Source organism: Pseudomonas sp. P106(2024), assembly GCF_057480815.1.
The window spans coordinates 304976-327509 of record NZ_JBLIYU010000005.1; the positions used below are offsets into that span (position 1 = coordinate 304976).

Annotated in this window: 1 protein-coding gene (only partly in view); it reads right to left on the reverse strand. The window is 68.4% G+C overall.

Translation table 11 applies throughout. The annotated features are described in order from the left end of the window. Window positions 1-22374, reverse strand: partial view of a non-ribosomal peptide synthase/polyketide synthase gene (locus AC25M7_RS11765; RefSeq protein WP_486971083.1) — the 5' portion only. 3075 nt of this gene lie to the left of the window's left edge; the window shows 22374 of its 25449 coding nt (coding positions 1-22374); its start codon is at window positions 22372-22374; its stop codon lies off the left edge, out of view. Between the last annotated feature and the right edge of the window lie 160 nt (window positions 22375-22534).

Consider the following 22534-nt stretch of genomic DNA (forward strand, 5'->3'; position numbering starts at 1 on the left):
CGTGGCGACGATGCGCTCGATGGCGGCCGGTTCGAGGTCCACCAGTGGCAGCATGTCCGGAGTGATCCGGGTGCAGCCGGCCGGGATCCGGTTGGCCGGCACCTCGACCTGGCGGCCATGGCCCAGGGTCGCCGCCAACGCCGCTACCGTTGGCTGGCCGAACAACGTGCGCACGTCGGCCTGCAGGCCGGCCTGGCGCAGGCGCGCGGTGAGGCTTACCGCGAGCAGCGAGTGGCCGCCGAGTTCGAAGAAGTTGTCGTGGCGACCGACCTGCGCAATGCCCAGTACCTCGGCCCAGAGTGCCGCGATAATGGTCTCCACGGGGCCTTCCGGCATGGCGTAGGCCTGGTCGGCGAGTATGGCCGGCTCCGGCAAAGCCTTGCGGTCCAGCTTGCCGTGGCGGGTCAGTGGCAACTCGTCCAGGTGCACGAAGGCTTGCGGTATCAAGTGGCCCGGAAGACGGGTTTGCAGCCCTTGGCGCAGGGTGTCGAGATCGACCACGGCGGTTGCTGTGAACCAGGCCAGCAGGCGTTCGTTGCGCACCAGTACCACGGCATCCGCGATACCCGGCTCAGCCTTCAGCGCGGCTTCGATCTCGCCCAGCTCGACCCGCACGCCACGGATCTTCACCTGGTCGTCATTGCGGCCCTGGTAGTCCAGCGTGCCGTCGGCATTCCAGCGCACCAGATCGCCCGTGCGGTACATCCGGCCGCCGTTGAACGGATCGTCGAGGAAACGCTCGGCGGTCAGTTCAGGACGGTTGAGGTAACCTCGGGCGACCTGCGCACCACCGATGTACAACTCGCCAATCACACCCACCGGTACGGGTTGGCGTTGCTCGTCCAACACATAGACGCAGGTGTTGGCGGTCGGCTTGCCGATATGCAGCGCACCGCCCGGTTGCAGTTGCCCCGACGTCGCCACCACGGTGGTTTCGGTCGGGCCATAGTTGTTGACCAGCGCAAAGCCCGGATCACGGTCGAACTGGCGCAGGCGATCACCGCCGACCAGCAGCGTGCGCAGGGTCGGGTGCTGGCGTTCGCGGCGCAGCGCCTGCTCGGCGACTGGTGTCGGCAGGAAGCTCACGTGCAGCGGCTGCTCCAGCCACCAGTCGAGCAGTTCATCGACATGCTCGCCGCCGATGGACGCCGGCGGCAGGTGCAGCACCGCCCCGGCGCACAGGGCCGGCCAGGCTTCCCAGGCCATGGCGTCGAAACCGAAACCGGCGACGCTGGAGGTGTGGCTGCCTGCGCCCAGATCGAACGCCTGGCAATGCCAGTGAATCAGGTTGGCCAGGGTGCGGTGCTCGACCATCACCCCCTTGGGCTGGCCGGTGGAACCGGAGGTGTAGATGACATAGGCCAACTGATGCGCGTCCAGCCCTGCAACCACAGGGTTGCTGGCCGCCTGGTCGAGCCAGTCATCGCCATCCATCAAGACTTTAGCTACATCGCCGACCAACGCTTCGGTGGTCGATTCGACCAGCACCAGCGCTGGCGCGCTGTCGCTGAGCAGATAGGCAATCCGCTGCGCCGGATAGCCCGGATCGACCGGCACATACGCCGCGCCGGCCTTGAGCACGGCCAGCATCGCCACCATCCGTTGCGGACCACGTTCCAGGCACAGCGCCACACGGTCGCCCAAGACCACGCCACGCTCGATCAGGTGATGAGCCAGGCGGTTGGCACGCTGGTTGAGCTCGCCGTAGCTCAGGCCCAGTTCACCCTGTACAACGGCCAATGCTTCGGGCGATTGAGCCTCGACCAACGCGTGCACGGTCTGCCCTTGCGGGTAGTCCACGGCCGTGGCATTGAAACCTTCAAGCACCTGGCCTCGCTGCGCACCGTCGAGGATGGGCAGCCTGTCGACCTGCGCCGCGCCACCCTGCTCCAACGCCTGGATCAACTGGCTCACGGCAGCGGTCATCCAACCTGCGACCCGTTCGGCACCAATCCCCAACTGGGCCAGCACGCTGAGGCTGAAGCCTTCCCCGTGGTCGTCCACGCTCAGGGTCAGCGGGTAATTGCTGCGTTCTTCACCGCCCAGCTGATGCATGCCCTGGAACCCTGAAGCATCCACACCGGCCTTATCCGTCGGGCTGTGACGGTAGTTGAGCAAGGCACTGAATAGCGGCGCCGAGGCCGGCACGCCGCTGCAACGCTGGGCCAACGCCAATGACGCATGCTCATGCCCGAGCAGCGCCGACAGCCGCTGGTGGGTGGCCTGCACCGCGGCGCGGGTGCCCTTGGCGGTGTCGATGCGCAGCGGCAAGGTGTTGATGAACACCCCCAGCGCCCGGTCGGCGCCCTCGCCGCCTTGCAGGCGGCCCATCAGCACGGTGCCGAACACCACGTCGCGACGCCCCGCCAGCACACCCACCACGCGTGCCCAGGCCAGGTGCATCAGGCTCGCGGCGCTGACCCCAAGGGCCCTTGCCTGCTCGCGCACCCGGCGCGACAAGGCCAGATCCAGCGGCAGGCGCGACTCCTCGATATCGCGCCCGTCGCCCTGCACATCGGCCAGGCCCATCGGCAGGGTGGGCTCGTCGACATCGCCGAGCATGTCGCGGAAGAACGCCTCGTGCCCCGCCTCGGCGGCGCCCAGGCGTACCTGGGCCACGTAGGTGCGGTACGGCACGGGCGCGCTCAACAGGTGCTGGCGACCGGAGAGAATCGCCTGCAGCTCGTGGACGATCACCTCCATCGCCGTGTGGTCCAGGGTCAGGTGGTGGAAGTGCAGGACGGCCACCACCCGCTGCAGGGCCGGGTCCAAGGCGTACGTCAGGCGCAGCAGCGGCGCCTGGGTCAGGTCCAGGCGTTGCAGGCGGGCATCGAAGTGCGCGTGCAACCGCTCGATCACCGCCTCTTCGCCGAGCCCGGTGACTTCGTTGACTGCAAGCTGGGCCTGGCGCCAGACCACCTGCACCGGCTCGCCCAACCCTTCCCAGACCACCGAGGTGCGCAGGATGTCGTGGCGGTCGATGACCTGTTGCAAGGCCTCGGCACAGGCCTGCAAGCGATCCTGGCTGTCGAAGGCCAAGCGGGTCTGCAGCAGGTATGGGTCGCCCTGCTCGGCACTGAGGTGATGGTAGAGGATGCCTTCCTGAAGCGGCGCCAGCGGGTAGATTTCCTGCACGTTGGCGGCACCACCCGGCACGGTGGCGACGATGCGGTCGATGCTGGCCTGGTCCAACTCGATCAGGCTGAGCATGTCCGGGGTGATCTGCGTCGCACCTTGCGGCACACGGTTCTCAGGCACTGCCACTTCACGCCCCGAACCCACCGCCGCCGCCAACGCGGCCAAGGTCGGCTGGGCGAACAGCACGCGCACGTCGGCATTCAGCCCGGCCTTGCGCATGCGCTCGATCAGGCTCACCGCCAGCAGCGAGTGGCCACCGAGTTCGAAGAAGTGGTCATGGCGACCAACCTGCTCGACCTTGAGCACTTCGGCCCAGATCGCGGCCAGCGCGGTTTCGATCTCACCTTGCGGCGCCTCGAAGGCACGGCTGACCAGCGCCTCGCTGCCCGGCTGAGGCAAGGCGCGGCGGTCAAGCTTGCCGTTGGCGGTCAGCGGCAGCGCATCCAGCTGTACATAGGCCGACGGCAACATGTAGTCCGGCAGCACGCCTTGCAGACGCTCATGCAGCTCGCCGATGCTCGGCACCTGGCCGGTGAAGTAAGCGACCAGGCGCTTATCGCCCGGCGCGTCCTCCCGCACGATCACGGCGGCATCACGCACACCTGGACATTCGCCCAGACGCGCCTCGATCTCGCCCAGTTCGATACGGAAGCCACGCAGCTTGACCTGCTGGTCGGCACGGCCCAGGTAACGCAGGGTACCGTCGGCCTGCCAACTCACCAGGTCGCCGCTGCGGTACATCGTGCCGCCGTTGAACGGATCAGGCAGGAAGCGCTCAGCCGTCAGTTCCGGCTGGCCCAGGTAGCCCAGGGCCACGCCGTCACCGGCGATATACAACTCGCCCACCGCCCCCACTGGCAGCAGTTGCTGGCGGGCATCGAGCACATAGCAGTGGCTGTTACCGATCGGCTTGCCAATCGGGATGCTGCCCTCGCCCACCGCGGTGATTTCGTGGGTGGTGCTGAAAGTAGTGGCCTCGGTCGGGCCGTAGCCATTGAGCAGGTGTTGCGGCGCGCCATCGCGCAGTACCCGGGCGATCACCGCCGGGTCCAGCACATCGCCACCGACCATCAGGTAGCGAAGCGCTCGGAACGCTGGCAGCAGGTCGTCGGCGAACTGGTGGAACAGGCCGGCGGTCAGCCACAGCACGGTGACGCCCTGCTCCAGCAGCACTTCGCGCAGGCCCTGGCGCGACAGCACCGTGTCCTGGTCGATCACCACCACCGCGCCGCCGTTGAGCAGTGGCGCCCAGACTTCCAGGGTGCTGGCGTCGAACGCCGGGTTGGAGGCGAAGGCCACGCGGTCCTGGCTGTTGAAATCGGCAAAGCCGTTGTTGATCACCAGGCGCACGATGGCCCGGTGCGGCACCTGCACGCCCTTCGGCGTGCCGGTGGAGCCAGAGGTGTACATGATGTACGCCACGCTGCCGGCGTCCACCGCCAGGCCCAGCGGCGCATCCGCGTAACCGCTCAGGTCGAGGCGGTCGAGTTCGACCCGGCGCGCGCCCTCCACTTGCGGCTGGTCGCTGTGGGTCAGCACCAGCCGCGCCTGGCTGTCGGCCACCATGAACGCCTGGCGCTCGGCAGGAGCGTTGCCGTCCAGCGGCACGAACACCGCCGCGCATTTGCTCACCGCCAGCTGGGCCGCCAGCAGGTCGAACGAACGTGGCAGCAGCAAGGCTACCCGGTCACCCGCCTGTACGCCCTGCTCCAGCAGGTACCCGCCCAGCCGGTTGGCCTGCCGGTCGAGCGCCTGGTAGCTCCAGCGCCGCGTGCCATGGGCCACCGCCAGCGCATCCGGGCAGGCCTTGGCCTGCGCCTCGAACAGGGCATGCACGGGCAGGTCGCGGGGATAGTCGCGACGGGTCGCGTTGAACTGCCGCGCCACGCGCTCGCGCTCGGCGTCCGGCAAGGCGTTGATACCGTTCAACAGCGCCGCCGGCGTTTCCGCCAGGGTATCGACCAACCGCGCCAGGGCCGTCTGCAGCAGCTGGCAGACCAGTGCCCCCTCCACTTGCGGCACCGCCTGCACGGTCAGGATGAAACCGTCACCCAGGTCGTCGACGCTGACCACCAGCGGGTAGTTGCTGCGCTCATGGGCGGCCAGTAGTTCGATGCCCTGCCAAGCCTGTGCGCGCTGCGACCCGGTCGCCGCGCTGTGGCGGTAGTTGAGCAGGCTGGTGAACAGCGCCTGGGAGGCCGGCACACCGCTGCAACGCTGAGCCAGGGCCAGGGACGCTTGCTCGTGGGCCAGCAGACGCGCCAGACGCTGATGGGTCAGCCGCACGCCGTCGACCACGTCCATCCCGCCCACGCTGACCCGCAATGGCAAGGTGTTGATGAACATGCCCAACGCGCGCTCGGCGCCCTCGCCGCCCTGCAGGCGACCGAGCAGCACGGTGCCGAACACCACTTCCTCGCGGCCGGACAGTTGCGCCAGCACCTGCCCCCAGGCCTGGTGCACCAGGCTGGCGACGCTGATGCCCAGCAACCGTGCCTGCTGACGCAGGCGCAAGGCCAGTGGCTCATCCAGGCGCTCGCGGTGGTCGAGCACGTGGCTGCCGTCGCCCCGCGCCCCGCGCAGGCCGAACACTTCGGTCGGCTCGTCGATATCGCCCAGCAGTTCGCGGAACAGTGCCTCCTGCGCCTGGCTGTCGTCGCGCAGGCGAGCCTGGGCCACATAGTTGCGGTAAGGGACGCTGTCACCCTCGGGCATGCGCCCCAGCAGCGCGTCGCCGACCTCGGCCACCAGCAGCTCCATGGCGGCGTGGTCGAGGAGGATATGGTGCAGCAGCAGGGTCGCCTGCAAGCGGCCCTTTTCCACCTGGCGGCTCAGGTGCATCAATGGTGCGCGGCCCAGGTCCAGGCGCGGGCTGTCCAGTGCCGGCTCAAGGTCCAGGCGCGCCTCGCGCCAGACCACCTGCACCGCTTCGTCGAGCCCCTGCCAGTGCACGCTGGTGCGCAGGATGTCGTGGCGGGCGATGACCTGGTTCAGCGCCGCGACGAAGGCCTCCAGCTCGGTCTGGCCGGCGAAGGCGAAGTTCAGTTGCAGTACGTAGGGGTCGACCTCGGCGCTGGCCAGGTGGTGGTAGAGAATGCCCTGCTGCAACGGCGCCAGGGCGTACAGGTCCTGGATGTTGGCCGCGCCGCCGGGGATTCTCTGCACCAGGCTGTCGAGCGCGGCCTGCTCCACCGTCGCCAACGGCAGCATGTCGGGGCTGATGCGTGTGCAGCCCGCCGGGATACGGTTGGCCGGCACCTCCAGCGTCACCTCGCCGCCCACCGCCGCCGCCAGCGCGGCCAGGCTCGGCTGGCCGAACAGTACCCGCACATCCGCCGCGAGGCCGGCCTGGCGCATGCGCGCGGTCAGGGTCACGGCCAGCAGCGAGTGGCCGCCGAGCTCGAAGAAGTTGTCATGACGACCGACCCGGTCCACGCCCAGCAGTTCGCTCCACAGCTGCGCCAGCAGGGTCTCGACTTCGCCTTGCGGTGCCTCGTAGACCTGCTGCGTGGTTTCCGGCTGTGGCAGCGCCTTGCGGTCGAGCTTGCCGTTGGGGCTCAGCGGCAGCGCCTCGAGGTAGGTGAACGAAGCCGGCACCATGAACTCCGGCAACTGGCCCAGCAGCGCTGCGCGCAGCGTGTCCGGCGCCTGCCGGGCACCGGTGTAGTACGCCACCAGGCGCTGCTCGCGGGCCAGCACCACCGCCTCCTTGACCCCTTCGATACGGGCCAGGCAGGCCTGGATTTCGCCCAGTTCGATGCGCAGGCCGCGGATCTTCACCTGGTCGTCGTTGCGCCCGAGGTACTCCAGGTTGCCATCGGCCAGGTAGCGGGCCAGGTCGCCGGTGCGGTACATCCGGCCACCGGTCCTGAGCGAGAACGGATCATCAAGGAAGCGTTCGGCGGTCAGTTGCTCGCGGTTGAGATAACCCCGCGCCACCTGCACGCCACCGATATACAGCTCGCCGGCCACGCCCACCGGTACCGGCTCGCCTTGGGCGTCCAGAACGTACAGCGCGGTATTGGCGATCGGCTTGCCGATCGGCGTGTTGTCCGGTGCCGTCACGCAGTGCCAGGCGCTGACATCCACCGCCGCCTCGGTCGGGCCGTACAGGTTGTGCAGCTCGACCGTCGGCAGCTGTGCGTGGAAACGCCGTACCAGGCTGCCGGGCAAGGCCTCGCCGCTGCACAGCACACGCTTGAGCTGGTGCGGCAGGACTTGGCCATGGGCGAGGAACACATCGAGCATCGACGGCACGAAGTGCAAGGTGCTGACCTGCTCTTCACGGATAACCTCGCGCAGGTACTCGGGGTCACGATGTCCTCCAGGGCGTGCCATCACCAGACGGGCGCCGGTCTGCAGCGGCCAGAGGAACTCCCACACCGATACGTCGAAGCTGAACGGGGTTTTCTGCAACACCACGTCACCGGCGCCCAGGCGGTAGGCGTCCTGCATCCACAGCAGGCGGTTGACCACCCCGGCGTGCTCGTTCATCACGCCCTTGGGCAGGCCGGTGGAGCCGGAGGTGTAGATCACATAGGCCAGGTGTCGCGGGGTCAGCCCGGGCACCTGTGGGGCCTGCGCCGGCTGCGCCTGCCAGGTTGGCCGGTCGAGGTCGATCAACGTCGCCCGACTCGCCTGCGGCACGTCGCGGGTGGCGCCGTGCACCAACACCGCCCGCGGCGCGCTGTCATCGAGCATGTGACGGATGCGCTCGGCCGGATAGTCCGGGTCGACTGGGACGTAGGCGCCGCCGGCCTTGAGGATGGCCAGCAAGCCGACCACCATCGACAGGCCGCGTTCGACGCAGATCGCCACGCGATCGTCGGGTTTTAACCCCAGCGCAATCAGGTGATGGGCCAGGCGGTTGGCCTGCTCGTCGAGCTGGCGATAGGTCAGCTCGCCTTCCTCGGACTTCACTGCAATGGCCTGCGGCGTGCGTCGCACCTGGGCCTCGATCATGCCGTGCAGGGTCTGCTGCAGGTCGTACGCCACCGTCGTGTCGTTAAAATCGACCAGCACCTGGCGCCGCGCCTCGGCATTGAGCACCGGCAACCGGTTCAGCGCCTGCTGCGGCTGTTGCTCAAGCGCCAGCAACAGGCCGTCGAGCACCTGCAGCATCTGCGCGCAGACCCGCTGCGCGCCCACCTGGGCCGACACCTGCACGCCCAGGCGCAGGCCATCGCCGAAGTCATCGACGTTCAGGCTCAGCGGGTAGTTGGTGCGCCCTTCGCTGCCCAGGGTCTCGATCCCCTCCCAGGCCTGTGGCTGCGGCGCGGCGCGGGTGCTCTGGCGGTAGTTGAGCATGGCGCTGAACAGCGGCAGCGGCGCGGCCACCTGGCTGCAGCGCTGGGCCAGGGCCAGCGAGGCGTGCTCGTGGACCAGCAGCGCCGACAGCTCGCGGTGGGTGGCCAGCACGCCGTCGCGCACGCCCAACCCGTCCAGCTCGACCCGCAACGGCAGGGTGTTGATGAACATGCCCAGTGCCCGCTCGCTGCCCTCGCCGCCCTGCAGGCGGCCCAGCAACACGGTGCCGAACACCACGCGGCCCTTGCCGCAGGCCACCGCCAGCAGGCGCGCCCAGGCCAGGTGCACCAGGCTTGCGGTGCTCACCCCCAGCTGTCGAGCCTGGTCGCGCAGGCGAGCATAGCGGGCGCCCTCGAACGCTACCTCGGCCTCATCGAGGGCGCGGCCATCGTCTTGCACCTCGCGCAGGCCGAACGGCAGGCTCGGCTCGTCGATATCGCCCAGGCGGTCGCGGAAGAACGCCTCGTGCTCGGCCTCGCTGACGCCAAGGCGCGCCTGGGCCACATAGTTGCGGTACGGTACCGAGGCCGGCAACGGCTCGCTCTGCCCCAGCAGGTAGCTGCGCAGTTCGGCCTGCACCGCCTGCATGGCGATATGGTCGAGCACGATATGGTGGAACTGCAGCACCGCCTCGACCCGCTGGCTGCCCGGCTCGGTGCGGTGCAGCAGGCGGATCAGCGGCGCCTGACCAAGGTCCAGGCGCGTCAGGTGGGCGTCGTCGAGCGGCGCCAATTGCAGCGGCGCCTGGCGCCAGACCACCTGCACCGGTTGCGCCAGACCGTCCCAGAGCACTGCGGTGCGCAGGATGTCATGCCGGGCGATGACCTGCTCCAGGGCCTGGGCGAACGCCTGCAGACGCGCCGGGCTGTCGAAGCGCAGCCGCGCGCGCAGGGCATAGGGATCGGCGCCTACGGCGCTCAAGTGCAGGAAGAGGATGCCCTCCTGCAACGGCGCCAGGGGGTAGATATCCTGGACATTGGCCGCACCACCCGGCACTGCGGCGGCGATACGCTCGATGGCGGCCGGCTCCAGGCTCACCAGCGGCAGCATGTCCGGGGTGATCTGGGTGCAACCCGCCGGGATCCGGTTGGCCGGCACTGTCACCGCGCCACCCTGGCCCAGGGTGGCCGCCAGCGCTGCCACGCTCGGCTGGCCGAACAGGGTGCGTACATCCACCTGCAGGCCGGCCTGGCGCAGGCGCGCGGTCAAGGTTACGGCCAGCAGCGAGTGACCGCCCAGTTCGAAGAAGTTGTCGTGTCGCCCTACCCGCTCCACGCCCAGCAGTTGCGACCAGATCTCGGCCAGCAGCACCTCGGTCTCGCCCTGTGGCGCCTCGTACTGGCGCGCCTGCAGGTCCGGCAACGGCAGCGCCTTGCGGTCGAGCTTGCCGTTGGGGGTCAGCGGCCAGCTGTCGAGGTGGATGAACAGCGCCGGCACCATGTACTCCGGCAACCGCGCCAGCAATGCCTGACGCAGCGCGTCGGCCGGCTGCGGCTCGCCACGGTGGTAGGCGACCAGGCGATCACCGCCGTGTGGATGCCGCTGGACCAGCACCAGGGCCTCACGCACGCCGGCCAAGCGGTTCAGGCAGGCCTCGATCTCGCCCGGCTCGATGCGCAGCCCGCGCAGCTTGATCTGGTGGTCGGTGCGACCCAGGAACGTCAGGCTGCCATCGGCTGCCTGGCGTACCAGGTCGCCGCTGCGGTACAGGCGCTCACCCTCGACGAACGGGCTGGCGATGAAGCGTTCGGCCTGTTGCTCCGGCAACCCCAGGTAGCCACGCGCCACCCCGGCGCCGCCGATATGCAGCTGGCCGGCGACGCCCCAGGGTACCGGCTGGTCGTGGGCATCGAGGACGTACAGGCGGGTGTTGTCGATGGGGTGGCCGATCGGCAACGCGCCAAATGGAATCGGTTGTCCGGGTTCCAGGGTCCAGACGCTGCAGTCGACCGTGGTTTCGGTGGGGCCGTAGACGTTGTGCAGGCGCACTTGCGGCAAACGCTGGCGAACCTGCCGGGCCAAGGCCTCGGCCAACTCGCCGCCACCGCAGACGATATCGGTCAGGCTGGCGCAGGCGGCGCTGTCGTCCTGGTCGAGGAACTGCTGCAACAATGCGGGCACGAATTGCACCACGCCGACCTGCTGCTGGCGGATCAGCCCGGCCAGGTACTGCGGGTCGCGCTGGCCATCCGGCTTGGCCAGCACCAGGCGCAGCCCGCTGCACAGCGGCCAGAACAGCTCCCACACCGAGGCGTCGAAGCTCACCGGGGTCTTGTGCAGCACCGCGCCGCCGGCCGGGAACCGGCGCGCACTCCAGTGCACCAGGTTGGCCAGGTTGCGCTGCTCGACCATCACCCCCTTGGGCAGGCCGGTGGAACCAGAGGTGTAGATCACATAGGCCAGGTGCGCGCCGTTAAGCCCGGGCACCCGCGGGTCGCTGTCCGGCTGTCCGGCCCAGCTCGGTTGATCGAGATCGACCTGCGGCAACGCCGCTTCGCCGACCAGCGTCCGCGTGCCTCGTTGCACCAGCAGCGCTCGCGGCTGGCTGTCGGCGAGCATGTGGCCGATACGTTCTGCCGGGTAATCCGGGTCCAGCGGCACATAGGCGCCGCCGGCCTTGAGGATGGCCAGCAGGCCGACCACCAGCGACAGGCCGCGCTCGACACAGATAGCCACCCGGTCGTCAGGCTGCACGCCCAGCGCGATCAGGTGGTGGGCCAGGCGGTTGGCCTCGGCGTTGAGCTGGCGATAGCTCAGTTGTCCTTCCTCCGACTGCACCGCGACCGCCTCGGGATGGCGCGCCACCTGCTGCTCGAACAATGCCTGGACGGGCTGTTCGACATCACCGGCCTGGGCCGTCGCGTTACAGGCCTGCAACAGATGCCCACGCTCATCGTCCGGCAATACCGGGACCGACAGCAGCGCGTGCCGTGGCTGAGCCTCCAGACCTTCGACCATGCCCTGCAGCACGTGCCGCATTTGCCCGCAGATCCGCTGGGCGCCAACGCTTGCCGGGGTCATCGCCACCAGACGGAAGCCTTCCCCCATGTCGTCCACGCTCAAGCTCAGTGGATAGTTGCTGCGCTCCTGGCCATCGAGGAACTCGATGCCCTGCCACTGCTGGCGCCGATCTTCGCTCGCCGCCTGGCCATGGCGGTAGTTGAGCATGGCGCTGAACAGCGGCGCCGGGGCCGGCACGCCACTGCAACGCTGGGCCAGTGCCAGCGACGCGTGCTCATGCACCAGCAAGGCACTCAGGCGCTGCTGGGTCAGGCGTAAGGCGTCCTGCAGGTCGAGGCCTGCAAGGTCCAGGCGCAGCGGCAAGGTGTTGATGAACATGCCCAGGGCCCGCTCGGCGCCCTCGCCGGCCTCCAGGCGGCCCAGCAACACGGTGCCGAACACCACACGATCGGTGCCGCTGACGGCAGCCAGCAGGCGGGCGAAGGCCAGGTGGAACAGGCTGGCGGGGCTGATGCCCAACTGCCGGGCCTGTTGCCGCAGCCGCGCGGCCAGGGTTTCGTCCAGCCACAGCCAGGCTTCCTCGACGGCCTGGCCGTCGCCCTGTACATCGCTCAGGCCGTAGGGCAGCGTCGGCTCGTCGATATCGCCCAGTTGCGCACGGAAGAACGCCTCGTGCTCGGCCTGGCTGACGCCCAGGCGCGCCTGGGCCACATAGTTGCGATAAGGCACCGGGGCCTGCACCGGCGCGGCGCTGCCCTGCAAGTAGCTCAGCAACTCAGCGCCGATGATCTCCAGGGCGGTGTGATCGAGGACAATATGGTGGAACTGCAATAGCGCCTCGATGCGCTCGCTGCCGGTAACGCCGCTATACAGCAGGCGGATCAGCGGTGCCCGGGCCAGGTCGAGGCGTTGCAGGTCTTGCCCATCCAGCGGCGCGACCAGCAGCGGCGCCTCGCGCCAGACCACCTGCAACGGTTGCGCCAGACCTTCCCAGAGCACGGCGGTACGCAGCACGTCATGACGGCTGATGGCCTGGCGCAAGGCACTGGCGAACGCCTCCAGGCGTGCCGGGCTGTCGAACGCCATGCGCGACTGCAGCACATAGGGATCGTGCTCCGGCGAGCTGAGGTGGTGGTAAAGGATGCCTTCCTGCAACGGCGCCAGTGGGTAGATGTCCTGCACGTTGGCCGCGCCGCCCGGCACCGTGGCGACGATGCGCTCGATGGCAGCCGGTTCGAGGTCCACCAGTGGCAGCATGTCCGGAGTGATCCGGGTGCAACTGGCCGGGATCCGGTTGGCCGGCACCTCGACCTGGCGGCCATGGCCCAGGGTCACCGCCAACGCCGCTACCGTCGGCTGGCCGAACAGGGTACGAACGTCGGCCTGCAGGCCGGCCTGGCGCAGGCGCGCGGTGAGGCTTACCGCCAGCAGCGAGTGGCCGCCGAGTTCGAAGAAGTTGTCGTGGCGACCGACCTGCGCAATGCCCAGTACCTCGGCCCAGAGTGCCGCGATAATGGTCTCCACGGGGCCTTCCGGCATGGCGTAGGCCTGGTCGGCGAGTATGGCCGGCTCCGGCAAAGCCTTGCGGTCCAGCTTGCCGTGGCGGGTCAGTGGCAACTCGTCCAGGTGCACGAAGGCTTGCGGTATCAAGTGGCCCGGAAGGCGGGTTTGCAGCCCTTGGCGCAGGGTGTCGAGATCGACCACGGCGGTTGCTGTGAACCAGGCCAGCAGGCGTTCGTTGCGCACCAGCACCACGGCATCCGCGATACCCGGCTCAGCCTTCAGCGCGGCTTCGATCTCGCCCAGCTCGACCCGCACGCCACGGATCTTCACCTGGTCGTCATTGCGGCCCTGGTAGTCCAGCGTGCCGTCGGCATTCCAGCGCACCAGATCGCCCGTGCGGTACATCCGGCCGCCGTTGAACGGATCGTCGAGGAAACGCTCGGCGGTCAGTTCAGGACGGTTGAAGTAACCTCGGGCGACCTGCGCACCACCGATGTACAACTCGCCAATCACACCCACCGGTACAGGCTGGCGCTGCTCATCCAATACATAAACGCGGGTGTTGGCGGTCGGCTTGCCGATATGCAGCGCACCGCCCGATTGCAGTTGCCCCGACGTCGCCACCACGGTGGTTTCGGTCGGGCCATAGTTGTTGACCAGCGCAAAGCCCGGGTCACGGTCGAACTGGCGCAGGCGATCACCGCCAACCAGCAGCGTGCGCAGGGTCGGGTGCTGGCGTTCGCGGCGCAGCGCCTGCTCGGCGACCGGTGTCGGCAGGAAGCTCACGTGCAGCGGCTGCTCCAGCCACCAGTCGAGCAGTTCATCGACATGCTCGCCGCCTATGGACGCCGGCGGCAGGTGCAGCACCGCCCCGGTGCACAGGGCCGGCCAGGCTTCCCAGGCCATGGCGTCGAAACCGAAACCGGCGACGCTGGAGGTATGGCTGCCCTCGCCTAGCGCGAACGCCTGGCAATGCCAGTGAATCAGGTTGACCAGGGTGCGGTGCTCGACCATCACCCCCTTGGGCTGGCCGGTGGAACCGGAGGTGTAGATGACATAGGCCAACTGATGCGCGTCCAGCCCTGCAACCACAGGGTTGCTGGCCGCCTGGTCGAGCCAGTCATTGCCATCCATCAAGACTTTAGCTACATCGCCGACCAACGCTTCGGTGGTCGATTCGACCAGCACCAGCGCTGGCGCGCTGTCACTTATCAGATAGGCAATCCGCTGCGCCGGATAGCCCGGATCGACCGGCACATACGCCGCGCCGGCCTTGAGCACGGCCAGCATCGCCACCATCCGTTGCGGACCACGTTCCAGGCACAGTGCCACGCGATCCCCCAGGACCACGCCACGCTCGATCAGGTGATGAGCCAGGCGGTTGGCACGCTGGTTGAGCTCGCCGTAGCTCAGACGCAACTCACCCTGTACAACGGCCAATGCTTCAGGCGCTTGGGCCTCGACCAGCGCGTGCACGGTCTGCCCTTGCGAATAGGCCTCGGCTGTTGCGTTGAAGTCCTCCAGCACCTGGCGCGAAGCTTCGTCATCCAGCATCGGCAAGGCTTCGACCACTTGCCCCGGGCACTGCTGCAGGGCCTGCACCAATTGGCCGAGAGTATTGACCATCCAGCCGCCGATCTGCGCCGCCGGCAGCCCTTCGGCGGCCAGCACGCTCAAGCTGAAGCCCTCACCCAGGTCGTCGACGCTCAGGGTCAGCGGGTAGTTGCTGCGCTCCTCGCCACCCAGCAGGCGCACGCCCTGCCAGATGCCCTCACCGTCGCGAGCGACACCCTCGGTACTGTGGCGGTAGTTGAGCAAGGCACTGAACAATGGCGCCGAAGCAGCCACGCCGCTGCAACGCTGGGCCAGCGCCAGGGGCGCGTGCTCGTGACCAAGCAGGGCCGACAATCGCTTATGGGTGAGGCGCAGCGCCTGGTCCACCGGCAACGCGGTATCCACCCGCAATGGCAGGGTGTTGATAAACATGCCGAGCGCCCGGTCGGCGCCCTCGCCTGCTTGCAGGCGGCCCATCAGCACGGTGCCGAACACCACGTCACCGCGCCCCGCTAGCACGCCCACCACGCGAGCCCAGGCCAGGTGCACCAGGCTGGCGGCGCTGACGCCGCGCTGCCGCGCTTGCTCACGCAACCCATGGGCCAGGGTGGCCGGCAGCAGCAGCGCGGCATGTTCGACCTGCCCCCCGTCCCCCTGCACATCGGCCAGGCCATACGGCAGGGTCGGCTCGTCGATATCACCCAGTTGCGCACGGAAGAACGCCTCGTGGCCGGCCTGATCGTCGCCCAGGCAAACCTGGGCGACATAATTGCGATACGGCACCGCTGCATGCAGCGTGGCGCCACGTCCGTCCAGCAGCGCCTGCATCTCCTCGCCGACCACGGCCATGGCGGCGTGGTCAAGGGTCAGGTGGTGGAACTGCAGCAGGGCTACCCACTCGCCCTGGCGCGGATCCTCGGCATAGACCAGGCGCAGCAAGGGCGCCCGGGTCAGGTCCAGACGCTGCTGACGGGCATCGAAACGGGCCTGCAGTTGCTCGATCACCGCCGCTTCGCCCAGTCCGGTGACCTCACTGACTGCCAGCTGGGCCTGGCGCCAGACCACCTGCACCGGCTCGCCCAGTCCTTCCCAGACCACCGAGGTGCGCAGGATGTCGTGGCGGTCGATGACCTGTTGCAAGGCCTCGGCCCAGGTACGCAGCCGCTCCAGGCTGTCGAAGGCCAGGCGCGACTGCAGCAGGTACGGGTCGCCCTGCTCGGCGCTGAGGTGGTGGTAGAGAATGCCCGATTGCAACGGCGCCAGCGGGTAGATTTCCTGGACGTTGGCCGCACCACCCGGCACGCTGGCGACGATACGGTCGATGCTGGCCTGGTCCAGGTCGATCAGGCTGAGCATGTCCGCGGTGATCTGCGTCGCACCTTGCGGCACACGGTTCTCAGGCACTGCCACTTCACGCCCCGAACCCACCGCCGCCGCTAGCGCCGCCAGCGTCGGCTGGGCGAACAGCACGCGCACGTCGGCATCCAGCCCGGCCTTGCGCATGCGCTCGATCAGGCTCACCGCCAGCAGCGAGTGGCCACCGAGTTCGAAGAAGTGGTCATGGCGACCAACCTGCTCGACCTTGAGTACCTCGGCCCAGATCGCGGCCAGCGCGGTTTCGATCTCACCTTGCGGCGCCTCGAAGGCACGGCTGACCAGCGCCTCGCTGCCCGGCTGCGGCAAGGCGCGGCGGTCAAGCTTGCCGTTGGCGGTCAGCGGCAGCGCATCCAGCTGTACATAGGCCGACGGCAACATGTAGTCCGGCAGCACGCCTTGCAGACGCTCATGCAGCTCGCCGATGGTCGGCACCTGGCCGGTGAAGTAAGCGACCAGGCGCTTATCGCCCAACGCGTCCTCCCGCACGATCACGGCGGCATCACGCACACCTGGACATTCGCCCAGACGCGCCTCGATCTCGCCCAGTTCGATACGGAAGCCACGCAGCTTGACCTGCTGGTCGGCACGGCCCAGGTAACGCAGGGTACCGTCGGCCTGCCAACTCACCAGGTCGCCGCTGCGGTACATCGTGCCGCCGTTGAACGGATCGGGCAGGAAGCGCTCAGCCGTCAGTTCCGGCTGACCCAGGTAGCCCAGGGCCACGCCGTCACCGGCGATATACAACTCGCCCACCGCCCCCACTGGCAGCAGTTGCTGGCGGGCATCGAGCACATAGCAACGGCTGTTACCGATCGGCTTGCCAATGGGGATGCTGCCCTCGCCCAACGCGGTGATTTCGTGGGTGGTGCTGAAAGTAGTGGCCTCGGTCGGGCCGTAGCCATTGAGCAGGTGTTGCGGCGCGCCATCGCGCAGTACCCGGGCGATCACCGCCGGGTCCAGCACATCGCCACCGACCATCAGGTAGCGAAGCGCTCGGAACGCTGGCAGCAGGTCGTCAGCGAACTGGTGGAACAGGCCGGCGGTCAGCCACAGCACGGTGACGCCCTGCTCCAGCAGCACTTCGCGCAGGCCCTGGCGCGACAGCACCGTGTCCTGGTCGATCACCACCACCGCGCCGCCGTTGAGCAGTGGCGCCCAGACTTCCAGGGTGCTGGCGTCGAACGCCGGGTTGGAGGCGAAGGCCACGCGGTCCTGGCTGTTGAAATCGGCAAAGCCGTTGTTGATCACCAGACGCACGATGGCCCGGTGCGGCACCTGCACGCCCTTCGGCGTGCCGGTGGAGCCAGAGGTGTACATGATGTATGCCGCGCTGCCGGCGTCCACCGCCAGGCCCAGCGGCGCATCGGTATATCCGCTCAGGTCGAGGCGGTCGAGTTCGACCCGGCGCGCGCCCTCCACTTGCGGCTGGTCGCAGTGGGTCAACAGCAGTCGCGCCTGGCTGTCGGCCACCATGAACGCCTGGCGCTCGGCAGGAGCGTTGCCGTCCAGCGGCACGAACACCGCCGCGCATTTGCTCACCGCCAGCTGGGCCGCCAGCAGGTCGAACGAACGTGGCAGCAGCAAGGCTACCCGATCGCCAGCCCGCACGCCCTGTTCGAGCAGGAAATAGGCCAGGCGATTGGCCTGGGCCTCGAGCTGGGCGAAGGTCCATCGACGCTGACCCTGGACCACCGCCAGCGCATCCGGCGAATTCACGGCCTGGGCCTCGAACAATCGGTGCACGGCCAGTTCACGCGGATATTCACGCGCCGTGGCGTTGAACTGCCGCAGCACGCGTTCGCGCTCTGCTTCCGGCACGCGATGGAGGCTGTTCAGCGCGCTCCTCGGCGTCTGTTCCAACGCCGTGACCAGTTGCAACAGCGCCATGCGCAGCAGCTGGCAGACCCGGCCACCGTCCACGGGGGCCACGGCCTGCACCGTCAGTCTGAAGTCATTACCGTAATCGTCGACACTGACCACCAGCGGATAGTTGCTGCGCTCTTGCGCGCTCAGCAGTTCGATACCGTCCCAAGCTGGCCCCTCGGCCGGTTTACCGGCACTGTGGCGATAGTTCAGCAAGCTGGTGAACAGCGCCTGGGACGCCGGTACGCCACTGCAACGCTGGGCCAGGGCCAGGGACGCCTGTTCGTGCGCCAGCAGGCGCGCCAGGCGCTGATGGGTCAGGCGGACCCCGTCGGCTACGCCCGCAGCCCCCACGCTGACCCTCAGCGGCAAGGTATTGATGAACATGCCCAGCGCCCGGTCGGCGCCCTCGCCGCCCAGCAGGCGGCCAAGCAGCACGGTGCCGAACACCACGTCCTCGCGGCCGGACAACTGCGCCAGCACCTGGCCCCAGGCCTGGTGCACCAGGCTGGCGACGCTGACCCCGAGCGCCCTGGCCTGGCCACGCAGACGAGCCCCCAGTTCCGGCTCCAGCGGCTGGCGGCTTTCACTGACCAGGCCCGTATCGACCTGGGCCTCGCGCAAACCGAACACCTCGGTCGGTTCGTCGATATCGCCCAGCAGCTCGCGGAACAGCGCCTCGTCGGCCTGCGGGTCGGCGCCCAGACGCGCCTGGGCCACGTAGTTGCGGTACGGCACGCTGTCCGGCAGCGCCGTCTGCCCTTGCAGCAAGGTACCGATTTCGGCCACCAGCTGCTCCACGGCAGTGTGGTCGAGGAGGATATGGTGCAGCAGCAGGGTCGCCTCCAGGTGACCGGCCTGGACCTGGCTGCTCAGGCGCAACAGTGGCGCCTGCCCCAGGTCGAGCCGCAGTGTCTCCAGCGCCGGGCTCGGCACCAGCGGCGCCTCGCGCCAGACCACCTGCACCGCCTCGTCCAGGCCCTGCCAGTGCAGGCTGGTGCGCAGGATATCGTGGCGGGCGATGACCTGGTTCAGCGCCGCAACGAACGCGTCCAGCTCGGCCTGACCGGCAAAGGCGAAACGCGCCTGCACCACGTAGGGGTCGGCGCCTTCGCTGGCCAGGTGATGGTAGAGAATGCCCTGCTGCAACGGCGCCAGGCCGTAGATGTCCTGGACATTTTCCACGCCGCCGGGGATCTGGCGCACCAGCGCATCGATGGCGTCCTGGTCGAGGCTGGCCAGGGGCAGCATGTCCGGGGTGATCCGCGTGCAATCGACGGGGATGCGGTTGGCCGGCACGGCGACAGTCGCCCGAGCACCCACCGACGCCGCCAGCGCCGCCAGTGTGGGCTGGCTGAACAGCACCCGCACATCGGCTTGCAGCGCCTGCTGGCGCATGCGTTCGACCAGACGCACCGCCAGCAGCGAATGGCCGCCCAATTCAAAGAAGTTGTCGTCACGCCCCACCGCCTCGACACCGAGCAGATCCGTCCAGATCGCCGCCAGGGCGGTCTCGACCGGCCCCTCGGGAGCCTGGTACTGCCGCATCGGTGCTTCGGGCGCCGGCAGGGCCTTGCGGTCGACCTTGCCATTGGGCGTCAACGGCATGGTTTCGAGGTGAATGAACAGCGCCGGCACCATGTACTCGGGCAATTGGCCCAGCAGATGCTCACGCAGGTCTTGCGCGACCTGGGCCTGACCGCTGTGGTAGGCCACCAGGCGTGGGCCGCTGTGCGGATGCTCGTGAACCAGCACCAGCGCCTCGCGCACGCCAGGCAGGCGGTTCAGGCAGGCCTCGATCTCGCCCGGTTCGATGCGCAGGCCGCGCAGCTTGATCTGGTGGTCGTTACGGCCAAGGAACGCAAGGCTCCCGTCCGCGCGCTGACGCACCAGGTCACCGCTGCGGTACAGGCGCTCACCCTTGACGAACGGACTGTCGATAAAGCGCTCGGCCTGCTGCCCTGCCAGGCCCAGATAGCCCCGCGCCACCCCCGCGCCACTGATGTGCAGGTGCCCGGCCACGCCCCACGGCAGTGGCTGGTCGGCGTCGTCCAGGACGTACAGACGGGTATTGTCGATGGGCCGGCCGATCGGCAGTGCGCCGTGGGGCACAGGTTGTCCTGGCTCCAGGGTGAAGACAGTGCAGTCGACCGTGGTTTCGGTGGGTCCGTAAACGTTGTGCAGGCGCACCTGAGGCAAGCGCTCGCGCACCTGGCGTGCCAGGGATTCGGTCAGCTCACCGCCACCGCAGACGATATCGGTCAGGCTGGCGCACTGCGCGCTGCGCGTCTGCTCGACGAACTGCTGCAACAGCGCCGGCACGAACTGCACCACGCTGACCTGCCGTTCAATGATCTCCCGTGCGACATAATCCGCGTCGCGCTGGCCGTCCGGTCGCGCCAGCACCAGACGCAACCCGCTGCCCAGCGGCCAGAACAGCTCCCACACCGAGGCGTCGAAACTGATCGGCGTCTTGTGCAGCAGCGCGCCGTCGGCGCGGGTCGGGCACAGCCCCGCGGCCCAGCGCACCAGGTTGACCACGCTGCGGTGCTCGACCATCACCCCCTTTGGCATGCCGGTGGAGCCAGAGGTGTAGATCACATAGGCCAGGTGCCGTGGGGTGAGCCCGGTCACCCGTGGGCAGGTGGCCGGCAAGGCTTCCCAGGTCGGCTGGTCGAGGTCGATCCGTGGCACCGCCACCTCGCCCGGTACCTCGCGGGTAGCGCTGTGGACCAGCACCGCCAATGGCGCGCTGTCTTCGAGCATATGACGGATACGCCCGGCCGGGTAACCCGGGTCGAGCGGCACGTAGGCGCCACCGGCCTTGAGGATGGCCAGCAGGCCAACCACCATCGAAACGCTGCGTTCGACGCAAATCGCCACCCGGTCGTCGGGCTTGACCCCGAGTTCGATCAGATGGTGGGCCAGGCGGTTGGCCTGCTCGTCGAGTTGCCGATAGCTCAGTCGCTCGCCATCGGCATCCACCGCGACGGCGTCGGGGCGCAGCTGCGCCTGGTGTTCGAACAGGGCGTGCAGCGGCAGGTCCAGGTCATGGTCGACCGCCGTGTCATTGCAGTCCACCAGCAGGTGATGGCGTTCCTCGACGGTCAGCACCGGCAGGTCCAGCAATGGCCGCTCGGGCTGCTGTTCGAGCGCTTCCACCACCCCTTCAAATACCTGCCACAACTGCCCACACAAGCGCTCTGCGCCCCACTCGGCAAGGGCTTGGACCGTCAGGCGCAGGTCCTCGCCGAGGTCGTCGACGGCCAGGTTCAAGGGGTAGTTGGTGCGCTCCTCGGCCCCCACCACATCGATGCCCGGCGCCACCGCGATCACCTCGGCCGCATCGCCCGCCGCACTGTGGCGGTAGTTGAGCATGCTGTTGAACAGCGGCGTCGGCGCCACCACGCCGCTGCAGCGTTGGGCCAGGGCCAGGGGCGCCTGCTCATGGCCGAGCAACGCCGTCAGTTGTCGATGGGTGGCCAACAGCGCCTCACGCACACCTTGCCCGCGCAGGTCGACGCGCAGTGGCAAGGTGTTGATGAACATGCCCAGGGCCTGTTCAGCGCCCTCACCCGCCGCCATACGCCCGAGCAGCACACTGCCGAACACCACCGACTCGCGTCCGGACAGCGTCCCAAGCAGGCGCGCCAGCCCCAGGTGCATGATGCTCGCCGGGCTCACGCCGAGCAGCCGGGCCTGGGCCCGCAGGCGCCGGCTGAGGCTGGAAGCCAGGGTCAGCCTGGCTTCCTCCATGGCCTGGCCGGCCACCTCCTGGATACCGAAGGCCAGGGTCGGCTCGTCGATATCGGCGAGCATGGCGCCGAAGAAGGCCTCATGGGCCTGTTCATCCTGGGCCTGCCGACTTCTGGCCAGCAGGTCGCGGAACGGCACCGGGGCCGGCAGTCGCTCACCTTCACCCGCCAGGTAGGCCTGGATCTCGCGGCGCACGATATCCAGCCCGGTGTGATCCATGACGGTGTGATGGAACAGCAGCAAGGCCAGTACCTCGCCGTCGCGGGCCTGGGCATGCACCAGGCGCAGTAGCGGCGCCTGGCCCAGGTCCATGCGGTAGTGATGAGTGTCGAAACGCGCCCGCAACTGGCCCCGTACATCCTCGTCGCCGTTCAGCTCGACGGCCTCGCAGACCAGCGGCGCCTTGCGCCACACCACCTGCAGCGGCTGGTCGAGGTATTCCCAGGCCAGCGCCGTGCGCAGGATGTCATGGCGCTGGATCACCCAGTCGAGGGCCTCGGCGAACGCCTGCAGGCGCTCGGGGCTGGCGAAGCGCAGTTGGGCCTGCAGCACATAGGGGTCGCCATCGGCCGCCGTGAGGTGGTGGTAGAGCATGCCCTCCTGCAGCGGCGCCAGCGGGTAGATATCCTGCAGGTTGGCCGCGCCGCCGGGCACAGTGGCAACAATGCGGTCGATGGCCGCCTGGTCGAGACCAGCCAGGGGCAACATCTCGGGCGTGATGCGCAACGCCGGGCTCAACCATCCATGATCCAGGCCGGCAAGCATCTGCAAGAGCGCCGGCTTGTGGGCCGCCAACGCGTCCCACAGGGCGTCATCGAGCGTGTCTTCATCGCCTTCGACGATCAGGTCGGCCTCCTCGCGCTGGAGTCGGATCGCACGGGTGGAGAGCGCTGCCATGAGTTCGCTGAAGAGCATTGGTAAGCATCCTGCTTTAGCCAGTCGGAAATGCTCGGAACGCTAATGGATCGTGGGGAGGCGGGCTGACATGGGAAGGGGGGACAATACGGCGCCCTGGGTGTCCGGCCGGCGATGCGCGCCGCCAAGAGGATCAAGCGCCGGGCGAACATTGCAATTA